The organism is Exiguobacterium sp. s133 (genome assembly GCF_018618595.1).
Taxonomy (GTDB): domain Bacteria; phylum Bacillota; class Bacilli; order Exiguobacteriales; family Exiguobacteriaceae; genus Exiguobacterium_A; species Exiguobacterium_A oxidotolerans.
Genome location: NZ_JACSMK010000005.1, coordinates 211,186 through 225,028, shown reverse-complemented (window position 1 = coordinate 225,028; position 13,843 = coordinate 211,186). Strand labels below are relative to the sequence as shown.

At 51.1% G+C, this 13,843-nt stretch carries 13 protein-coding genes, 1 rRNA gene and 1 riboswitch; all 14 genes read left to right on the top strand.

All coding sequences use genetic code 11. The features are described 5' to 3' along the window. A 5S ribosomal RNA gene (gene rrf / locus KNP96_RS09460) occupies positions 1–98 on the top strand; the annotation flags it as partial. A gap of 117 nt (positions 99–215) precedes the next feature. Further along, the gene (locus KNP96_RS09455; RefSeq protein WP_214770126.1) at positions 216–416 is read left to right on the top strand and encodes an NETI motif-containing protein; all 201 of its coding nucleotides are present in this window, start codon (positions 216–218) and stop codon (positions 414–416) included. Between the two features lie 439 nt (positions 417–855). Beyond that, positions 856–957, top strand: a riboswitch (purine riboswitch). Positions 958–1,046: 89 nt separating this feature from the next. After that, entirely contained in the window at positions 1,047–1,538 is a 492-nt protein-coding gene (purE, locus tag KNP96_RS09450) for a 5-(carboxyamino)imidazole ribonucleotide mutase (RefSeq protein ID WP_214770124.1), read from the top strand. Next, positions 1,535–2,638, top strand: a complete 1,104-nt coding sequence (gene purK / locus KNP96_RS09445; RefSeq protein ID WP_214770123.1) for a 5-(carboxyamino)imidazole ribonucleotide synthase — start codon at positions 1,535–1,537, stop codon at positions 2,636–2,638. The genes purE and purK overlap by 4 nt, the downstream gene beginning before the upstream one ends. Next, positions 2,635–3,930, top strand: coding sequence for an adenylosuccinate lyase (purB, locus tag KNP96_RS09440; protein ID WP_214770121.1), 1,296 nt, complete (start codon positions 2,635–2,637; stop codon positions 3,928–3,930). Before purK ends, purB begins: the two co-directional genes overlap by 4 nt. Positions 3,931–3,989: 59 nt before the next feature. Further along, the gene (gene purC / locus KNP96_RS09435) at positions 3,990–4,697 is read left to right on the top strand and encodes a phosphoribosylaminoimidazolesuccinocarboxamide synthase (RefSeq protein ID WP_214770119.1); all 708 of its coding nucleotides are present in this window, start codon (positions 3,990–3,992) and stop codon (positions 4,695–4,697) included. Beyond that, complete coding sequence (gene purS, locus KNP96_RS09430; protein ID WP_159172781.1) at positions 4,694–4,942, top strand: phosphoribosylformylglycinamidine synthase subunit PurS; 249 nt, start codon at positions 4,694–4,696, stop codon at positions 4,940–4,942. Before purC ends, purS begins: the two co-directional genes overlap by 4 nt. Beyond that, positions 4,939–5,622, top strand: a complete 684-nt coding sequence (gene purQ / locus KNP96_RS09425) for a phosphoribosylformylglycinamidine synthase subunit PurQ (protein WP_214770117.1) — start codon at positions 4,939–4,941, stop codon at positions 5,620–5,622. Before purS ends, purQ begins: the two co-directional genes overlap by 4 nt. Next, the gene (gene purL, locus KNP96_RS09420) at positions 5,603–7,822 is read left to right on the top strand and encodes a phosphoribosylformylglycinamidine synthase subunit PurL (RefSeq protein WP_214770115.1); all 2,220 of its coding nucleotides are present in this window, start codon (positions 5,603–5,605) and stop codon (positions 7,820–7,822) included. The genes purQ and purL overlap by 20 nt, the downstream gene beginning before the upstream one ends. Continuing rightward, positions 7,798–9,207 (top strand): amidophosphoribosyltransferase, encoded by a 1,410-nt coding sequence (gene purF, locus KNP96_RS09415; protein ID WP_214770112.1) that lies wholly within the window; start codon positions 7,798–7,800, stop codon positions 9,205–9,207. Before purL ends, purF begins: the two co-directional genes overlap by 25 nt. A gap of 19 nt (positions 9,208–9,226) precedes the next feature. Next, positions 9,227–10,261, top strand: coding sequence for a phosphoribosylformylglycinamidine cyclo-ligase (gene purM / locus KNP96_RS09410; RefSeq protein WP_214770109.1), 1,035 nt, complete (start codon positions 9,227–9,229; stop codon positions 10,259–10,261). Continuing rightward, entirely contained in the window at positions 10,258–10,833 is a 576-nt protein-coding gene (purN, locus tag KNP96_RS09405) for a phosphoribosylglycinamide formyltransferase (RefSeq protein ID WP_214766759.1), read from the top strand. The genes purM and purN overlap by 4 nt, the downstream gene beginning before the upstream one ends. Continuing rightward, on the top strand, positions 10,830–12,350 hold the full coding sequence (gene purH, locus KNP96_RS09400) for a bifunctional phosphoribosylaminoimidazolecarboxamide formyltransferase/IMP cyclohydrolase (protein WP_088836279.1): 1,521 nt from the start codon (positions 10,830–10,832) through the stop codon (positions 12,348–12,350). The genes purN and purH overlap by 4 nt, the downstream gene beginning before the upstream one ends. A 15-nt stretch (positions 12,351–12,365) precedes the next feature. Next, positions 12,366–13,619, top strand: a complete 1,254-nt coding sequence (gene purD, locus KNP96_RS09395) for a phosphoribosylamine--glycine ligase (RefSeq protein ID WP_214770106.1) — start codon at positions 12,366–12,368, stop codon at positions 13,617–13,619. Positions 13,620–13,843 lie beyond the last annotated feature (224 nt).

Below are 13,843 nucleotides of genomic sequence, written 5' to 3'. Positions count from 1 at the left end.
GTGGTCACACCCGTTCCCATGCCGAACACGGAAGTTAAGCACTTGAACGCCGAAAGTAGTTGGGGGCTTCCCCCTGTGAGGATAGGACGTTGCCAGGCAAACGGTGGTTCTGGAGCATACGCTCAAGGGCCGCCGCTTTTTTATGGACTTTTTTTGTATCTTGATGTTTTTTCAAAGATGCATGACTTATATAATAAGGAAGGAACGTGACACACATGGCAAAAAAACAAAAACTTCGAGTGGCTGTTGAAGAGAATGAAACAATCAGCGACTGCCTCGATCGGATTGATGCCATGGGTTATCGTCCGACTGTTCGACGTGAAGAACCGATTTTTGGATTAGATGCGAATGAAGAACCGTATCCGATTCGCCAACAGATCATTTTTGACTGTAAAGCGAAAACAGAATCTAACTGATTCCTTTACATGCGCGCCTCCGGACTATTTGTCTCTGACAGAGGTGCGTAGCTCAGGATATGTATCAGGACGTCACGACCGAGGAACAGGTATAGAAAACGCCGATGAATCCGTATGAAAAACGGGGTCATCGGCGTTTTTGCTTACAAAGATGAACCGTTCCTCCCTCAAATAGAGTGAAGCAACTTGTGAGTCAGGCCATGCAACGTCAATCATCCCAGTTCAGCAAACTACATTTTTTGACTACAGGCTAAGGTGAAGTTCACGTAACCGTGATACTTTGCCTTTTTTTGTAAAACCAATATTAAAAATTCCGAATGCAATTAAAAAATGCATGAGCTAATTGTGTATAAAGACGAACAATAAATTTTCAGATAATTAAATTGTTCGCCTTTGGTTGACGGATGCTTCCTTGTCTTGTTAAGATGAAGGCGTGATAGGAAGATTGAATATAACACCTCGTATAATAGCAGGGATATGGCTTGCAAGTTTCTACCCGACGACCCTAAATCGTTGGACTATGGGGTATATGGATGTTCGTCGATCGTTCTTTGGCGTACCTTTTTATACCCTAAGCCACCCTTTTAGTCGTGGTTTGGGCTTTTTTTATGCAAAAAGGAGGAGACGAAGATGAGTAATGTGGAAATTGGCGTTATTATGGGAAGCCAGTCTGACTGGTCAACAATGAAAGCGACATGTGATGTACTCGATCAGCTGAACATTCGGTACGAAAAGAAAGTGGTCTCGGCCCACCGAACACCGGACTTAATGTTCCGTTACGCAGAAACAGCACGTGAGCGGGGACTGAAGGTCATTGTTGCAGGAGCGGGTGGGGCAGCCCACTTGCCAGGAATGGTGGCAGCCAAAACAACACTCCCCGTCATCGGGGTTCCGATTAAAAGCAAAACTCTTCAAGGCATCGATTCCTTACTTTCGATCGTCCAGATGCCGGGTGGTGTGCCTGTCGCTACGGTTGCGATCGGTGAGGCGGGTGCAAAGAACGCCGGATTACTGGCAGCACAAATTCTTGGAACAGTGGACGAGCGGATTGCGAGAGCACTCGACCATATGCGCGTTGAACTAGAAGGACAAGTCATCGCTTCCGAGGTGCATCTGACATGACGAAGATTGGCATCTTAGGTGGCGGCCAGCTCGGACGGATGATGGCATTATCGGCACGCGAAATGGGATACGAACTCCTGACACTGGATCCGACGGAAAATGCACCTTGCGCGCAAATCACGGATCAACAAATTGTCGCAGACTTTACGGACGTCGAAGCAGCAAAGCGTCTAGCGCAAGAATCAGATGTCGTCACATACGAATTTGAGAACATCTCGCACGAAGTCGCGATGGCAATCGGTGATAAATTGGTCCACGGGACAGAGTTGTTGTTTCAGACGCAACACCGGATTCGGGAAAAAGAGATGATTGAACGACATGGTTATCAGGTTGCACCGTATCACGCTGTTCATACCGTTGCAGACTTGAAAGAAGCAAGCGAACGGTTAGGATTACCTTTCGTCCTGAAGACGGCTCGCTTCGGTTATGACGGAAAAGGGCAGAAGGTCATTCGGACAACAGCTGATTTAGCAGGTGCCATTGAAACGTTCAAACCGACCGAATACGTCGCTGAAAAATGGTTACCGTTCGATCAAGAAATCTCCGTCATCGTCACACGGAGCGAACGGGAAACGCGTGTCTTTCCAGTCAGCGAAAACATTCACCGAGATAACATACTCCATCTGTCGATCGTTCCGGCCCGCATTTCAAATGAGCTGTCACAACAGGCAATTGATTTGGCAACGAACATTGCCGAAGCAGTCGGCTTGATTGGGACACTCGCCATCGAACTCTTTGTCGTCGGTTCAGAAATCATCGTCAATGAACTGGCGCCACGCCCACATAACTCGGGGCATTATTCCATCGATGCGTGTGAGACGTCACAGTTTGAACAGCACATCCGTGCCATCTGTGGGCTTCCGCTCGGTGATACCCGTCTGACGACACCGGTCGTCATGGCGAACATCCTAGGTCAACATGTCACAGCATTATCCGAGGAACAACATACATTATCGGCACGGACGAAAGTTCACTTATATGGAAAGCAGGAAGCGAAGACAGGACGGAAGATGGGGCACTTGAACATCTTAGCGGATTCAGTCGAAGAAGCATTAGCCGAAGTCGAGCGCCTGCAAATCTGGAAGGAGACGGTTAGATGATCGAACGGTATACACGACCTGAGATGAAAGCGATTTGGACAGAACAGAATAAATTTGAGGCTTGGTTGAAAGTCGAAATCTTAGCCTGTGAAGCGTGGAGCGAGCTTGGTGTCATTCCAAAAGAAGACGTAAAGCTCCTTTGGGACAATGCTTCGTTTGATGTGAACCGCATCAATGAAATCGAGCAAGAGACACGCCATGATGTCATCGCCTTTACACGCGCTGTATCGGAGACGCTTGGTGAAGAACGCAAATGGGTCCATTACGGACTGACGTCAACGGATGTCGTCGATACGGCACTCTCGTATCTCTTGAAGCAAGCAAACGATCTTCTCGCAGCGGATCTTGACCGCTTCATCGAGATTTTGAAAGTCAAAGCGAACGAACATAAATACACGGTCATGATGGGACGGACACACGGTGTCCATGCCGAACCGACGACATTCGGTCTGAAGCTTGCCCTCTGGTACGAAGAGATGAAACGGAACAAAGTCCGCTTCGACGCTGCACGTGAGACCGTCGAATACGGAAAAATGTCAGGTGCGGTCGGAACGTTTGCGAACATCGACCCGTTCATCGAAAAATATGTCTGTGAGAAGCTTGGAACGAAACCGGCGCCGGTCTCGACGCAAACCCTGCAGCGTGATCGTCATGCCCATTACATGTCGACGATCGCGTTAATCGCAACATCGATTGAGAAGATGGCGACGGAAATTCGTGGTCTTCAAAAAACCGAAACACGAGAAGTCGAAGAATTCTTCGCGAAAGGTCAAAAAGGATCATCCGCGATGCCACATAAACGTAACCCGATCGGTTCAGAAAACATGACAGGGCTTGCCCGGGTCATTCGTGGACACATGGTGACGGCTTACGAAAACGTCTCGCTTTGGCACGAACGGGACATTTCCCATTCGTCTGCGGAACGGATCATTCTGCCGGACGCAACCGGCTTACTCAACTACATGTTGAACCGGTTCGGTAACATCGTCAAAAACTTGACGGTCTTCCCGGAAAACATGAAACGCAACATGGACCGGACGTATGGTGTCATCTTCTCCGGACACGTCTTACTCGCTTTGATTGAAAAAGGCTGGTCGCGTGAAGCCGCGTACGACTTCGTCCAACCACGGGCGATGCAAGCATGGGAAGAACAAATCATGTTCCGTGACTTGTTATGGCAGGAACAAGAGATTCAACAACTCTTTACAGAAGCAGAACTCGATGCTTGTTTTGATCCAACGTATCATACGAGCCGGGTCGATGAAATTTTTGAACGGTGTGGCTTGAACTAATCAACCTGAGACGGGGCATTGTCCCCGTCTACATCTTAGGATCCTGGGGGACGAAAGCAATGCAACCACTTTATGAAGGTAAGGCCAAACGATTATACACGACGCAGGAGCAGGACGTGCTCCGCATCGTCTATAAGGACGAAGCGACAGCATTTAATGGAGAGAAAAAAGCAGAGTTCGCAGGTAAAGGTGAACTGAACAACCGCTTGACGAGTCACTTCTTTGAAGTACTTAAAGCGGCCGACATTCCGACCCATTTCATTGAACGCATTTCCGAGCGCGAACAGCTCGTACGCCGTGTCACCATCATTCCACTCGAAGTCGTCGTCCGCAATGTCGTCGCCGGAAGCCTCAGCAAACGGCTTGGGATCGAAGAAGGAACAGTGCTCGAAACACCAATCGTTGAGTTTTACTATAAAGATGATAGCTTAGGCGATCCGCTCGTCACCCGTGCCCACATTAATTTACTGAAGATTGCGACTACGGAAGAGCTCGATTTACTTGAACAAGAAGCGAACCGCGTCAATGCCGTCTTACGTCCGTACTTTGACGAAAAGGGGATCACGCTCGTCGATTTCAAACTCGAATACGGCAAAACACCGACAGGCGAGATTCTGCTGGCTGACGAAATTTCACCGGATACATGCCGTCTGTGGGATAAAGAAACGGGGGAGCACCTCGATAAAGATGTCTTCCGTCGCAACATCGGATCACTCATCGACACGTACCAAACACTATTCAATCGCCTAGGGGGAAACACACAATGAAAAAAGTCATCGTATCGATTGCATTACGGGAAAGCATTTTAGATCCACAAGGAGTCGCTGTCAAAGGTGGTCTTGCGCAACTCGGTTTTACGGGTGTCGAAGAAGTCCGGATCGGAAAACGAATCGAACTGCTCGTCTCGGATGAAACGACGGACACGATGATTCATGACATGTGCCAAAAGCTCCTCGTCAACACGGTGATGGAAGACTATCGTTTTGAAGTAGAAGAGGTGACGACGGCATGAAGTTTGCGGTCATCGTCTTTCCAGGATCGAACTGTGATTTAGATATGTACCATGCCGTCAAGGATGCGCTCGGTGAGGAAGCGGACTATGTCTTCCATACCGAAACATCACTTGAAGGATACGATGGTGTCCTGCTTCCGGGCGGTTTCTCATACGGGGACTATCTCCGCTGCGGCGCAATCGCCCAGTTTTCACCAATCATGGAGGAAGTGAAACGATTTGCAGCAGAAGGGAAAACCGTTCTTGGTGTCTGTAACGGCTTCCAAATCCTTGTCGAAGCGGGTCTTCTCCCGGGTGTCTTGCACCGCAATACCGGACTGAAGTTCATGTGCCGGACAGTCGAACTGAAGGTCGAAAATCACGAGACACGTTTCACGTCAGATTATGCACCGGGTGAAACGATTTCGATTCCAATCGCCCACGGGGAAGGAAACTACTACTGTGACGACGCCACGTACGCGATGTTGCAGACGAATCAACAAATTGCCTTCACATACGTCGACAATCCGAACGGATCGCGCGGCGATATTGCAGGGATTACGAATAAAGCAGGGAATGTGCTCGGGATGATGCCACACCCGGAGCGTGCTGTCGAAATGCTGACAGGCGGAACAGATGGACTTAAGTTATTCACTTCACTCGTCAAACAGGGGGCCCACCATGTTAAAACAACAGTCTGAACCAACGATTGAGCAAATTCAGGAGCAACGGATTTATGCGACGATGGGACTTAGCGACGCGGAGTACCAGATGGTCGTCGACTTACTCGGTCGTCAACCGAACTACACGGAAACAGGACTCTTCTCCGTCATGTGGTCAGAACACTGTTCGTACAAAACATCAAAACCGGTCTTACGCCAGTTTCCGACGACCGGTCCCCGTGTCTTGCAAGGACCAGGTGAAGGCGCAGGTGTCGTCGATATCGGTGATAATCAAGCGGTCGTCTTTAAGATCGAAAGTCATAATCATCCGTCAGCCGTCGAACCCTACCAAGGGGCAGCAACGGGTGTCGGTGGGATCATCCGCGATATCTTTTCAATGGGAGCCCGTCCTGTCGCGTTGATGAACTCGCTTCGTTTCGGACATCTCGGGACACCACGCGTCAATCAGTTGTTTGAACAAGTCGTCGCCGGGATTGCCGGATACGGCAACTGCGTCGGGATTCCGACGATTGGCGGAGAAGTCGGTTTCGACCGTTCGTATGAAGGAAACCCACTCGTCAATGCGATGTGTATCGGACTGATCAATCATGAAGATATTCAAAAAGGTCTTGCGAAAGGTGCCGGGAACTCGGTCATGTACGTCGGTGCGGCAACAGGGCGTGACGGCATCCACGGTGCGACCTTCGCTTCAGAAGATCTCGGGGAGGATACGGAAGCAAAACGTCCGGCCGTCCAAGTCGGTGACCCCTTCATGGAGAAGTTATTGATTGAAGCCTGTCTCGAAATCGTCGGCCATCCGGCACTCGTCGGGATGCAGGATATGGGCGCTGCCGGACTGACCTCGTCGTCAGCCGAGATGGCTTCGAAAGCCGGCATGGGGATTGAAATGCACCTTGATGATGTGCCGCAACGTGAAACCGGCATGACCGCTTATGAAATGATGTTATCGGAGTCGCAGGAGCGGATGTTGCTCGTCGTCGAGCGCGGACGGGAAGCGGAAATCGAAGCCATCGTCAGCAAATGGGGCTTGCATGCCGTTCATGTCGGCGAAGTCATCGAAGAAAAAGTCCTTCGCCTTGTCCAGCACGGAACGATCGTCGCTGAAGTACCGGTCGATGCCCTTGCGGAAGAAGCACCGGTCTATCAAAAGCCATCGCGAGTTCCGGCTTATTATGAAGAGTTCCAAACAATGGAAGAGACGTTGCCGGTCGTCGAGGATGTCGTCGAAACATGGCGTGCCCTGCTCAAACAACCGACGATCGCGTCAAAACGTTGGGTCTACGATCAGTATGATCATATGGTTCAAACGTCAACCGTCGTTGCACCGGGTTCCGATGCAGCCGTCATCCGTGTCCGTGGCACGAACAAAGCACTCGCGATGACGACAGACTGTAACAGCCGCTTCGTTTACCTCGATCCGTTCGTCGGTGGTCAGATCGCCGTCGCTGAAGCCGCCCGCAATATTGTTGCAAGTGGTGCAACACCACTTGCGATCACCGATTGCCTCAATTTCGGGAATCCGGATAAACCGGAAGGCTTCTGGCAACTCGAACAAGCGACGGCCGGGATGGCTGAAGCCTGCCGCGTGCTCGAGACACCGGTCATCGGCGGAAACGTTTCGCTCTACAATGAATCAGCCGGCAAAGCCGTCCACCCGACGCCGGTCGTCGGAATGGTCGGATTACATGACCAGACCGACTGGATCACGACACAACACGTCAAACAAGCAGGCGACGCAATCTACGTGCTCGGTGAGACGTTACCGGAGTTCGGTGGCAGTGAACTCCAATACATGCAATTCGAAAAATCATTCGGGAAAGCACCACGCATCGATTTGAACGTCGAACAAACCCGTTTACGTGCCTTACAAACAGCCGTTCAGGCAGGGCTCGTCACAGCCATCCATGATGTCGCGGAAGGTGGACTCGCCGTCGCCTTGGCAGAAATGACATTCGGAACGACGCTCGGTCTCGACGTGACGTTTGAAGGACCGGCGTTACATCTCTTCAGTGAATCACAATCCCGGTTCGTCGTATCGGTGAAGCCGGAGCACGAGGCAGCCTTCGTCGAACAGACAGGTGCTGAAAAACTAGGTCACGTCACAGCAGAGGATTCGATTCAAATCAAGACAACGGACACACTCATCGAAGCAACACGTTCAACACTGCAAGCCGACTGGGAAGGGGCGATCGCGTGTTATATGACATCAAAGGATTAAATGAAGAGTGTGGGGTATTCGGGATTTTCGGACAACCGGAAGCGGCACAACTTGCTTATTATGGTCTCCACAGTCTGCAACACCGGGGGCAGGAGGGCGCAGGAATCGTCGCGAGCGACGGCAACCTGCTTCTTCCACACCGGGGACAAGGACTTGTGACGGAAGTTTTTTCACAAGAGACACTCGATTCGTTAGCCGGACAGCATGCGATCGGACACGTCCGTTACTCGACAGCTGGTGGCAACACGCTCGAGAACACACAACCGCTTCACTTCAAATCACGGACGGGTGACTTGGCACTTGCCCATAACGGGAATCTCGTCAATGCCGATTCGTTAAAACATTTACTTGAGGCGGAAGGGGCGATTTTCCAGACGACAAGCGATACGGAAGTCGTCGCCCACCTCGTCAAACGGAGTAAATTACCGACACTCGAAGACCGGATTGCCGATAGTCTGGCGCGGCTTGTCGGTGCATTCGCCTTTCTTTTTTTAACGGAAGATACGTTGTACGTCGCCGTCGATCCACATGGTCTGCGCCCGTTATCACTCGGGAAAACATCAGATGGCGGCATCGTCTTTTCATCGGAAACGTGTGCTTTTGATATCGTCGGGGCCGAGTTCATTCGTGACATCGAGCCGGGAGAGCTCGTGACGATCACGACGTCCGGCATGTCATCACGGCAGTATATGGAACCGCATGAGCGGGCGATGTGTTCGATGGAATACATCTACTTTTCCCGTCCCGATTCGATGATTGATGGGGTCAATGTCCATACGGCACGAAAAGCGCTCGGGAAAAAAATGTTCGAAGAAGCACCGGTCGAGGCAGATGTCGTCACAGGTGTTCCGGATTCAAGTATCTCCGCTGCGATTGGTTATGCGGAAGCGAGCGGGATTCCCTACGAGATGGGATTGATTAAAAACCGTTACGTCGGACGGACGTTCATTCAGCCGTCGCAAGAATTACGGGAACGCGGCGTTAAAATGAAACTGTCGGCACTACGGGGTGTCGTCAACGGCAAACGGGTCATCATGGTTGATGATTCCATCGTGCGTGGGACGACAAGCCGCCGCATCGTTGGACTGTTACGCGAAGCCGGGGCAACGGAAGTTCATGTCCGCATCACGGCGCCGCCCATCACGAATCCGTGTTATTACGGCATCGATACGTCGTCAAAAGACGAACTGATTTCCGCCCGCCTGACACCCAGTGAGATTTGCCAAGAAATCGGTGCTGACTCACTGGAGTTTCTGACAGTCAACGGAATGGTCAATGCGATTGACCGTCCGTTCGATGGTCCACTGAAAGGACAATGTACGGCCTGCTTCACAGGCGAATATCCGACACCGATCGGTGCACTTGAACTAGAAGCCAAACTTTGAATAGATGGGGGAACAAAGCATGAGTAAACAATACGAAGCAGCAGGTGTTAGCCTGACCGCAGGGTACGAATCCGTATCCCGGATGAAAAAACACGTCGCCCGTTCGATGCGGAAGGAAGTCATGACGGGACTCGGAAGTTTCGGTGCAATGTTCGACCTCAGTCAATTGAATCTAAAAGAACCGGTGCTCGTCAGCGGGACAGATGGCGTCGGAACGAAGTTAAAACTTGCCTTCGCCCTCGACCAACACGATACGATTGGGATTGATTGTGTCGCGATGTGTGTCAACGACATTATCGTCCAGGGTGCAGAACCGCTCTATTTCCTCGACTACATCGCACTCGGTAAAGCCATTCCGTCGAAAATCGAACGGATTGTCGCCGGTGTCGCCGAAGGCTGTGTCCAGTCGGGGTGTACGTTAATCGGTGGCGAGACGGCAGAGATGCCAGGGATGTATGCAGACGGTGAGTATGATATTGCCGGCTTTGCCGTCGGTGCCGTCGAAAAACAAAAATTGATTACTGGTGAAGGTGTTACACCCGGTGATGTCATTTTAGGGCTCGCGTCGTCAGGGGTTCACTCGAACGGATTTTCACTCGTCCGAAAAATCGTCGAAGAAAGTGGTCTTCAGTATGAAGATGAATTGATGATGCTCGGTAACACGATCGGCAATGCTTTGTTGATGCCGACACGGATTTATGTCGAAGCGGTCAAAGCAGCGCTCGAAACAGAGAAGATTCAAGCGATGGTCCATATCACGGGTGGCGGTTTCTATGAAAACGTACCACGTGTCCTTCCGGAAGGTTGCGGAGCGACGTTTGATCCGAAAAAATGGCCGACGTTACCGGTCTTCGATTGGCTTGAACAAGCCGGAAACATTCCGCGTGACGAGATGTATAACGTTTTCAACATGGGGATCGGCTACATGATGATCGTCAAGCCGGAACACGTGACCGAAGTGACGGCACGCCTGGCGCGCGAAAATGAAACGGCCTATACGATCGGGACGGTGACAGATCAAGACGGGATTCGCATCAAAGGAGTCGACCAATGAGGCTTGCCTGTTTTGCTTCCGGAAGCGGGAGTAATGTTGAAGCGTTATTTGAAGCGATTGAGGCAGGACGTTTACAGGCGACGATTGAACTCGTCGTCTGCGATCAAAAAGAGGCGCTCGTCATCGAGCGGGCACGAAGACGTGGCTGTGATGTGTTTGTTTTTACAGCCAAGGACTACCCGGATAAACCGTCTTTTGAACGCGAAATCGTTGCGGAACTAGAGCGGCGAGACGTGGAACGGATTATCCTAGCCGGATATATGCGTCTCGTCGGTGATGTCCTTCTCGCACGGTATGCCGGACGAATCGTCAACATCCATCCGTCGCTGCTTCCGGCATTTCCAGGAAAAGATGCCATCGGGCAAGCATTTCGTGGCGGAGTTAAAATCACAGGTGTTACAATTCATATAGTCGATGAAGGAATGGATACGGGACCAATCATGGCACAGGAAGCGGTCCGTATCACTGAGGATATGACGCGGGAAACGCTACAGAAAGCGATTCAGCAAGTAGAGCACAGATTGTATCCGCAAGTCATCGAAGAGTGGATTAAAGAGGGGGCAAACGTATGAGAGCGTTAATTAGTGTATCGGATAAAACAGGAGTCGTAGAACTGGGACAAGCCTTTCACGAAGCAGGGATTGAACTTGTATCGACAGGCGGGACCCATCAAGCACTTGAGGCAGCAGGACTTCCGGTCATCGGTATCAGTGAAGTCACACAATTCCCGGAGATGCTTGACGGTCGTGTGAAAACGTTACATCCAATGGTCCATGGAGGTTTACTTGGACGTCGTGATTTAGAGACGCACCGCGAACAAATGGCAGAGCAACACATCAAACCAATCGATTTCGTTGTCGTCAATCTGTATCCATTTAAGGAAACGGTTATGAAAGAGGACGTTCCTTACGCAGACGCAATTGAAAACATCGATATCGGTGGACCGAGCATGATTCGCTCTGCTGCGAAAAACCATGCAGCCGTAACGGTTGTCGTTGATCCAGCAGACTACAGTGAAATCATCAAAGAAATCAACCTCGGTGGAACGACGTTTGAAACACGCCAAAAATTAGCAGCGAAAGCCTTCCGTCATACGGCAGCCTACGACGCCTTGATTGCGGACTACTTCTTGACACAAACGGGAGAAAAATTCCCGGAGCAATTAACGATTACGCTCGAGAAGGTACAAGACTTACGCTATGGAGAAAATCCGCATCAGGAAGCGGCGTTTTATAAAACACCGATCTATCGTGGGGCGTCTCTTGCATCAGCGAACCAACTGCACGGAAAAGAATTGTCATACAACAATATTCAAGATGCCAATGCCGCACTTGAAATCCTTGATGAGTTCCGCGAAGCAGCAGCCGTCGTCGTCAAACACATGAACCCGTGTGGCGTCGCTGTCGGTCCGACAATCGACGAAGCCTTCCGCCGGGCGCATGCAGCAGATCCGGTCTCGATCTTTGGCGGCATCGTCGCTCTGAACCGTGAAGTCGATCTCGCGACAGCGGAGCAGCTCAGTGGCATCTTCCTTGAAATCATCATCGCCCCATCGTTTACGACAGAAGCATTCGAGCTGTTGGCAGCGAAGAAAAACCTGCGTTTGCTTGAACTGGATGTCAAACGTGTCCAAGCGATTCGCTATACAGCCGTCGCTGGCGGTATGCTTGTCCAAGATAGCGACGATGAGACATTAGATGATGCAGCAGCACGTGTCGTCACGGATCGTAAACCGACAGCAGCCGAATGGGAAGACTTGAAGCTCGCATGGCGTGCTGTCAAACACGTCAAGTCGAACGCGATTGTTTTAGCGAAAGATGAAGTGACGGTCGGTGTCGGGGCAGGGCAGATGAACCGTGTCGGGTCGGCGAGCATCGCCATCGCGCAAGCCGGTGACAAGGCGATTGGTGCATCTCTCGCATCTGACGCCTTCTTCCCGATGCGCGATACGGTCGAAGCCGCGGCGGCAGCCGGGATTACGGCAATCATCCAACCGGGTGGGTCGATTCGTGACCAAGAGTCGATTGATGCGTGTAACGAACACGGCGTCACGATGATCTTTACGAATGTCCGTCATTTCAAACACTGAGTGGAGGCGACTTGCATGAAGGTATTAGTAATCGGAAAAGGCGGGCGTGAACACGCGCTCGTCTGGAAGCTAGCACAAGATGAACGAGTCAAAACGATTTATGCCGCGCCGGGAAATGTCGGGATGACGGAAGCCACATGTGTCCCGATTCGGGAAGATGCCATCAGTGAGCTTGTCCAATTTGCTAAAGACGAACAGGTTGATTGGACGATTGTCGGACCAGAGGGCCCACTTGTCCTCGGTGTCGTCAATGCCTTCGAAGCAGCGGGTCTTAAGATTTTTGGTCCTTCGCGTGAAGCGGCGGCACTTGAAGGAAGTAAACAGTTCGCCAAAGGATTGATGGAACGGGCAGGGATTCCGACGGCAGCATTCGCTGTCTTTACATCGGCAGAAGAAGCGAAAGCGTATGTCTCCCGTCAAGGGGCACCGATCGTCATCAAAGCAGATGGTCTCGCAGCAGGTAAAGGCGTCACGGTGGCGACAACGCTTGATGAAGCAGTTCGCGCAATTGAAGAGATCTTCGCCGGTGACTTCGGTGACCAAAGTAGTGTCGTCATCGAAGAATGTCTCGTCGGAGAAGAGTGTTCCTTGATGGCATTCGTCCATGAAGAGACCGTCATCCCGATGGTCTTGTCGCAAGATCACAAGCGCGCCTTCGATGGTGATGCCGGACCGAATACCGGTGGAATGGGAGCTTACAGCCCGTTGCCTCAATTCGATGAACAAGCCGTCACGGATGAAGCGATGACACGGATTTTGCGTCCCCTCGTCGAGCAGATGGCAAGCGAAGGGATTCCCTTTACAGGATTCTTATACGCGGGTCTGATGTTGACGAACCGCGGACCGTCCGTCATCGAGTTTAATGCGCGGTTCGGGGATCCGGAAACAGAAGTCATCTTACCGCGTCTCGAAACCCCCTTGCTCGATGTCATCATCCCGCTCACAGCAGGTGAGGAACCTGAAGTCCTGTGGTCCGATGCTGCGACGGTCGGTGTCGTCATCGCGGCAGACGGGTATCCGGAACGACCGCAGACAGGACAACCGATTGATCTTACATTAATCGATTCGAAAGTCTTAGTCTTTCATGCCGGGACGACAGAAAAGGACGATACACTCGTTTCAGCAGGCGGGCGTGTCCTCGTCTGTGTCAGTCAAGCCGCGACGATGGAAGCAGCAGTCGCTGATATTTATCAAGGGTTAGCTTCGTTTGATCAAACCGGTTTCTTTTACCGGACGGATATTGCGAAAAAGGCGTTTCGGACAACATGAATTTAAAGGAAACTGTTATGTAAAAAGCCAAGCGATTTCGCTTGGCTTTTTTTTTGAAAGAAGGGTTTTGACAAAAAGTTTTTCCTTCTTGTGCTTTTCCTTGTAAGAGTCACGAGAAGCGAAAGCTGTGTCGGGATGTCGTTTTTTGAGAGGTTGGTTTTGAGAAAAAGATTCTTCCTTCTCGTGCTTTCCTCGGGCGAGGCGCGAGCCGTTGCTCCTTGATT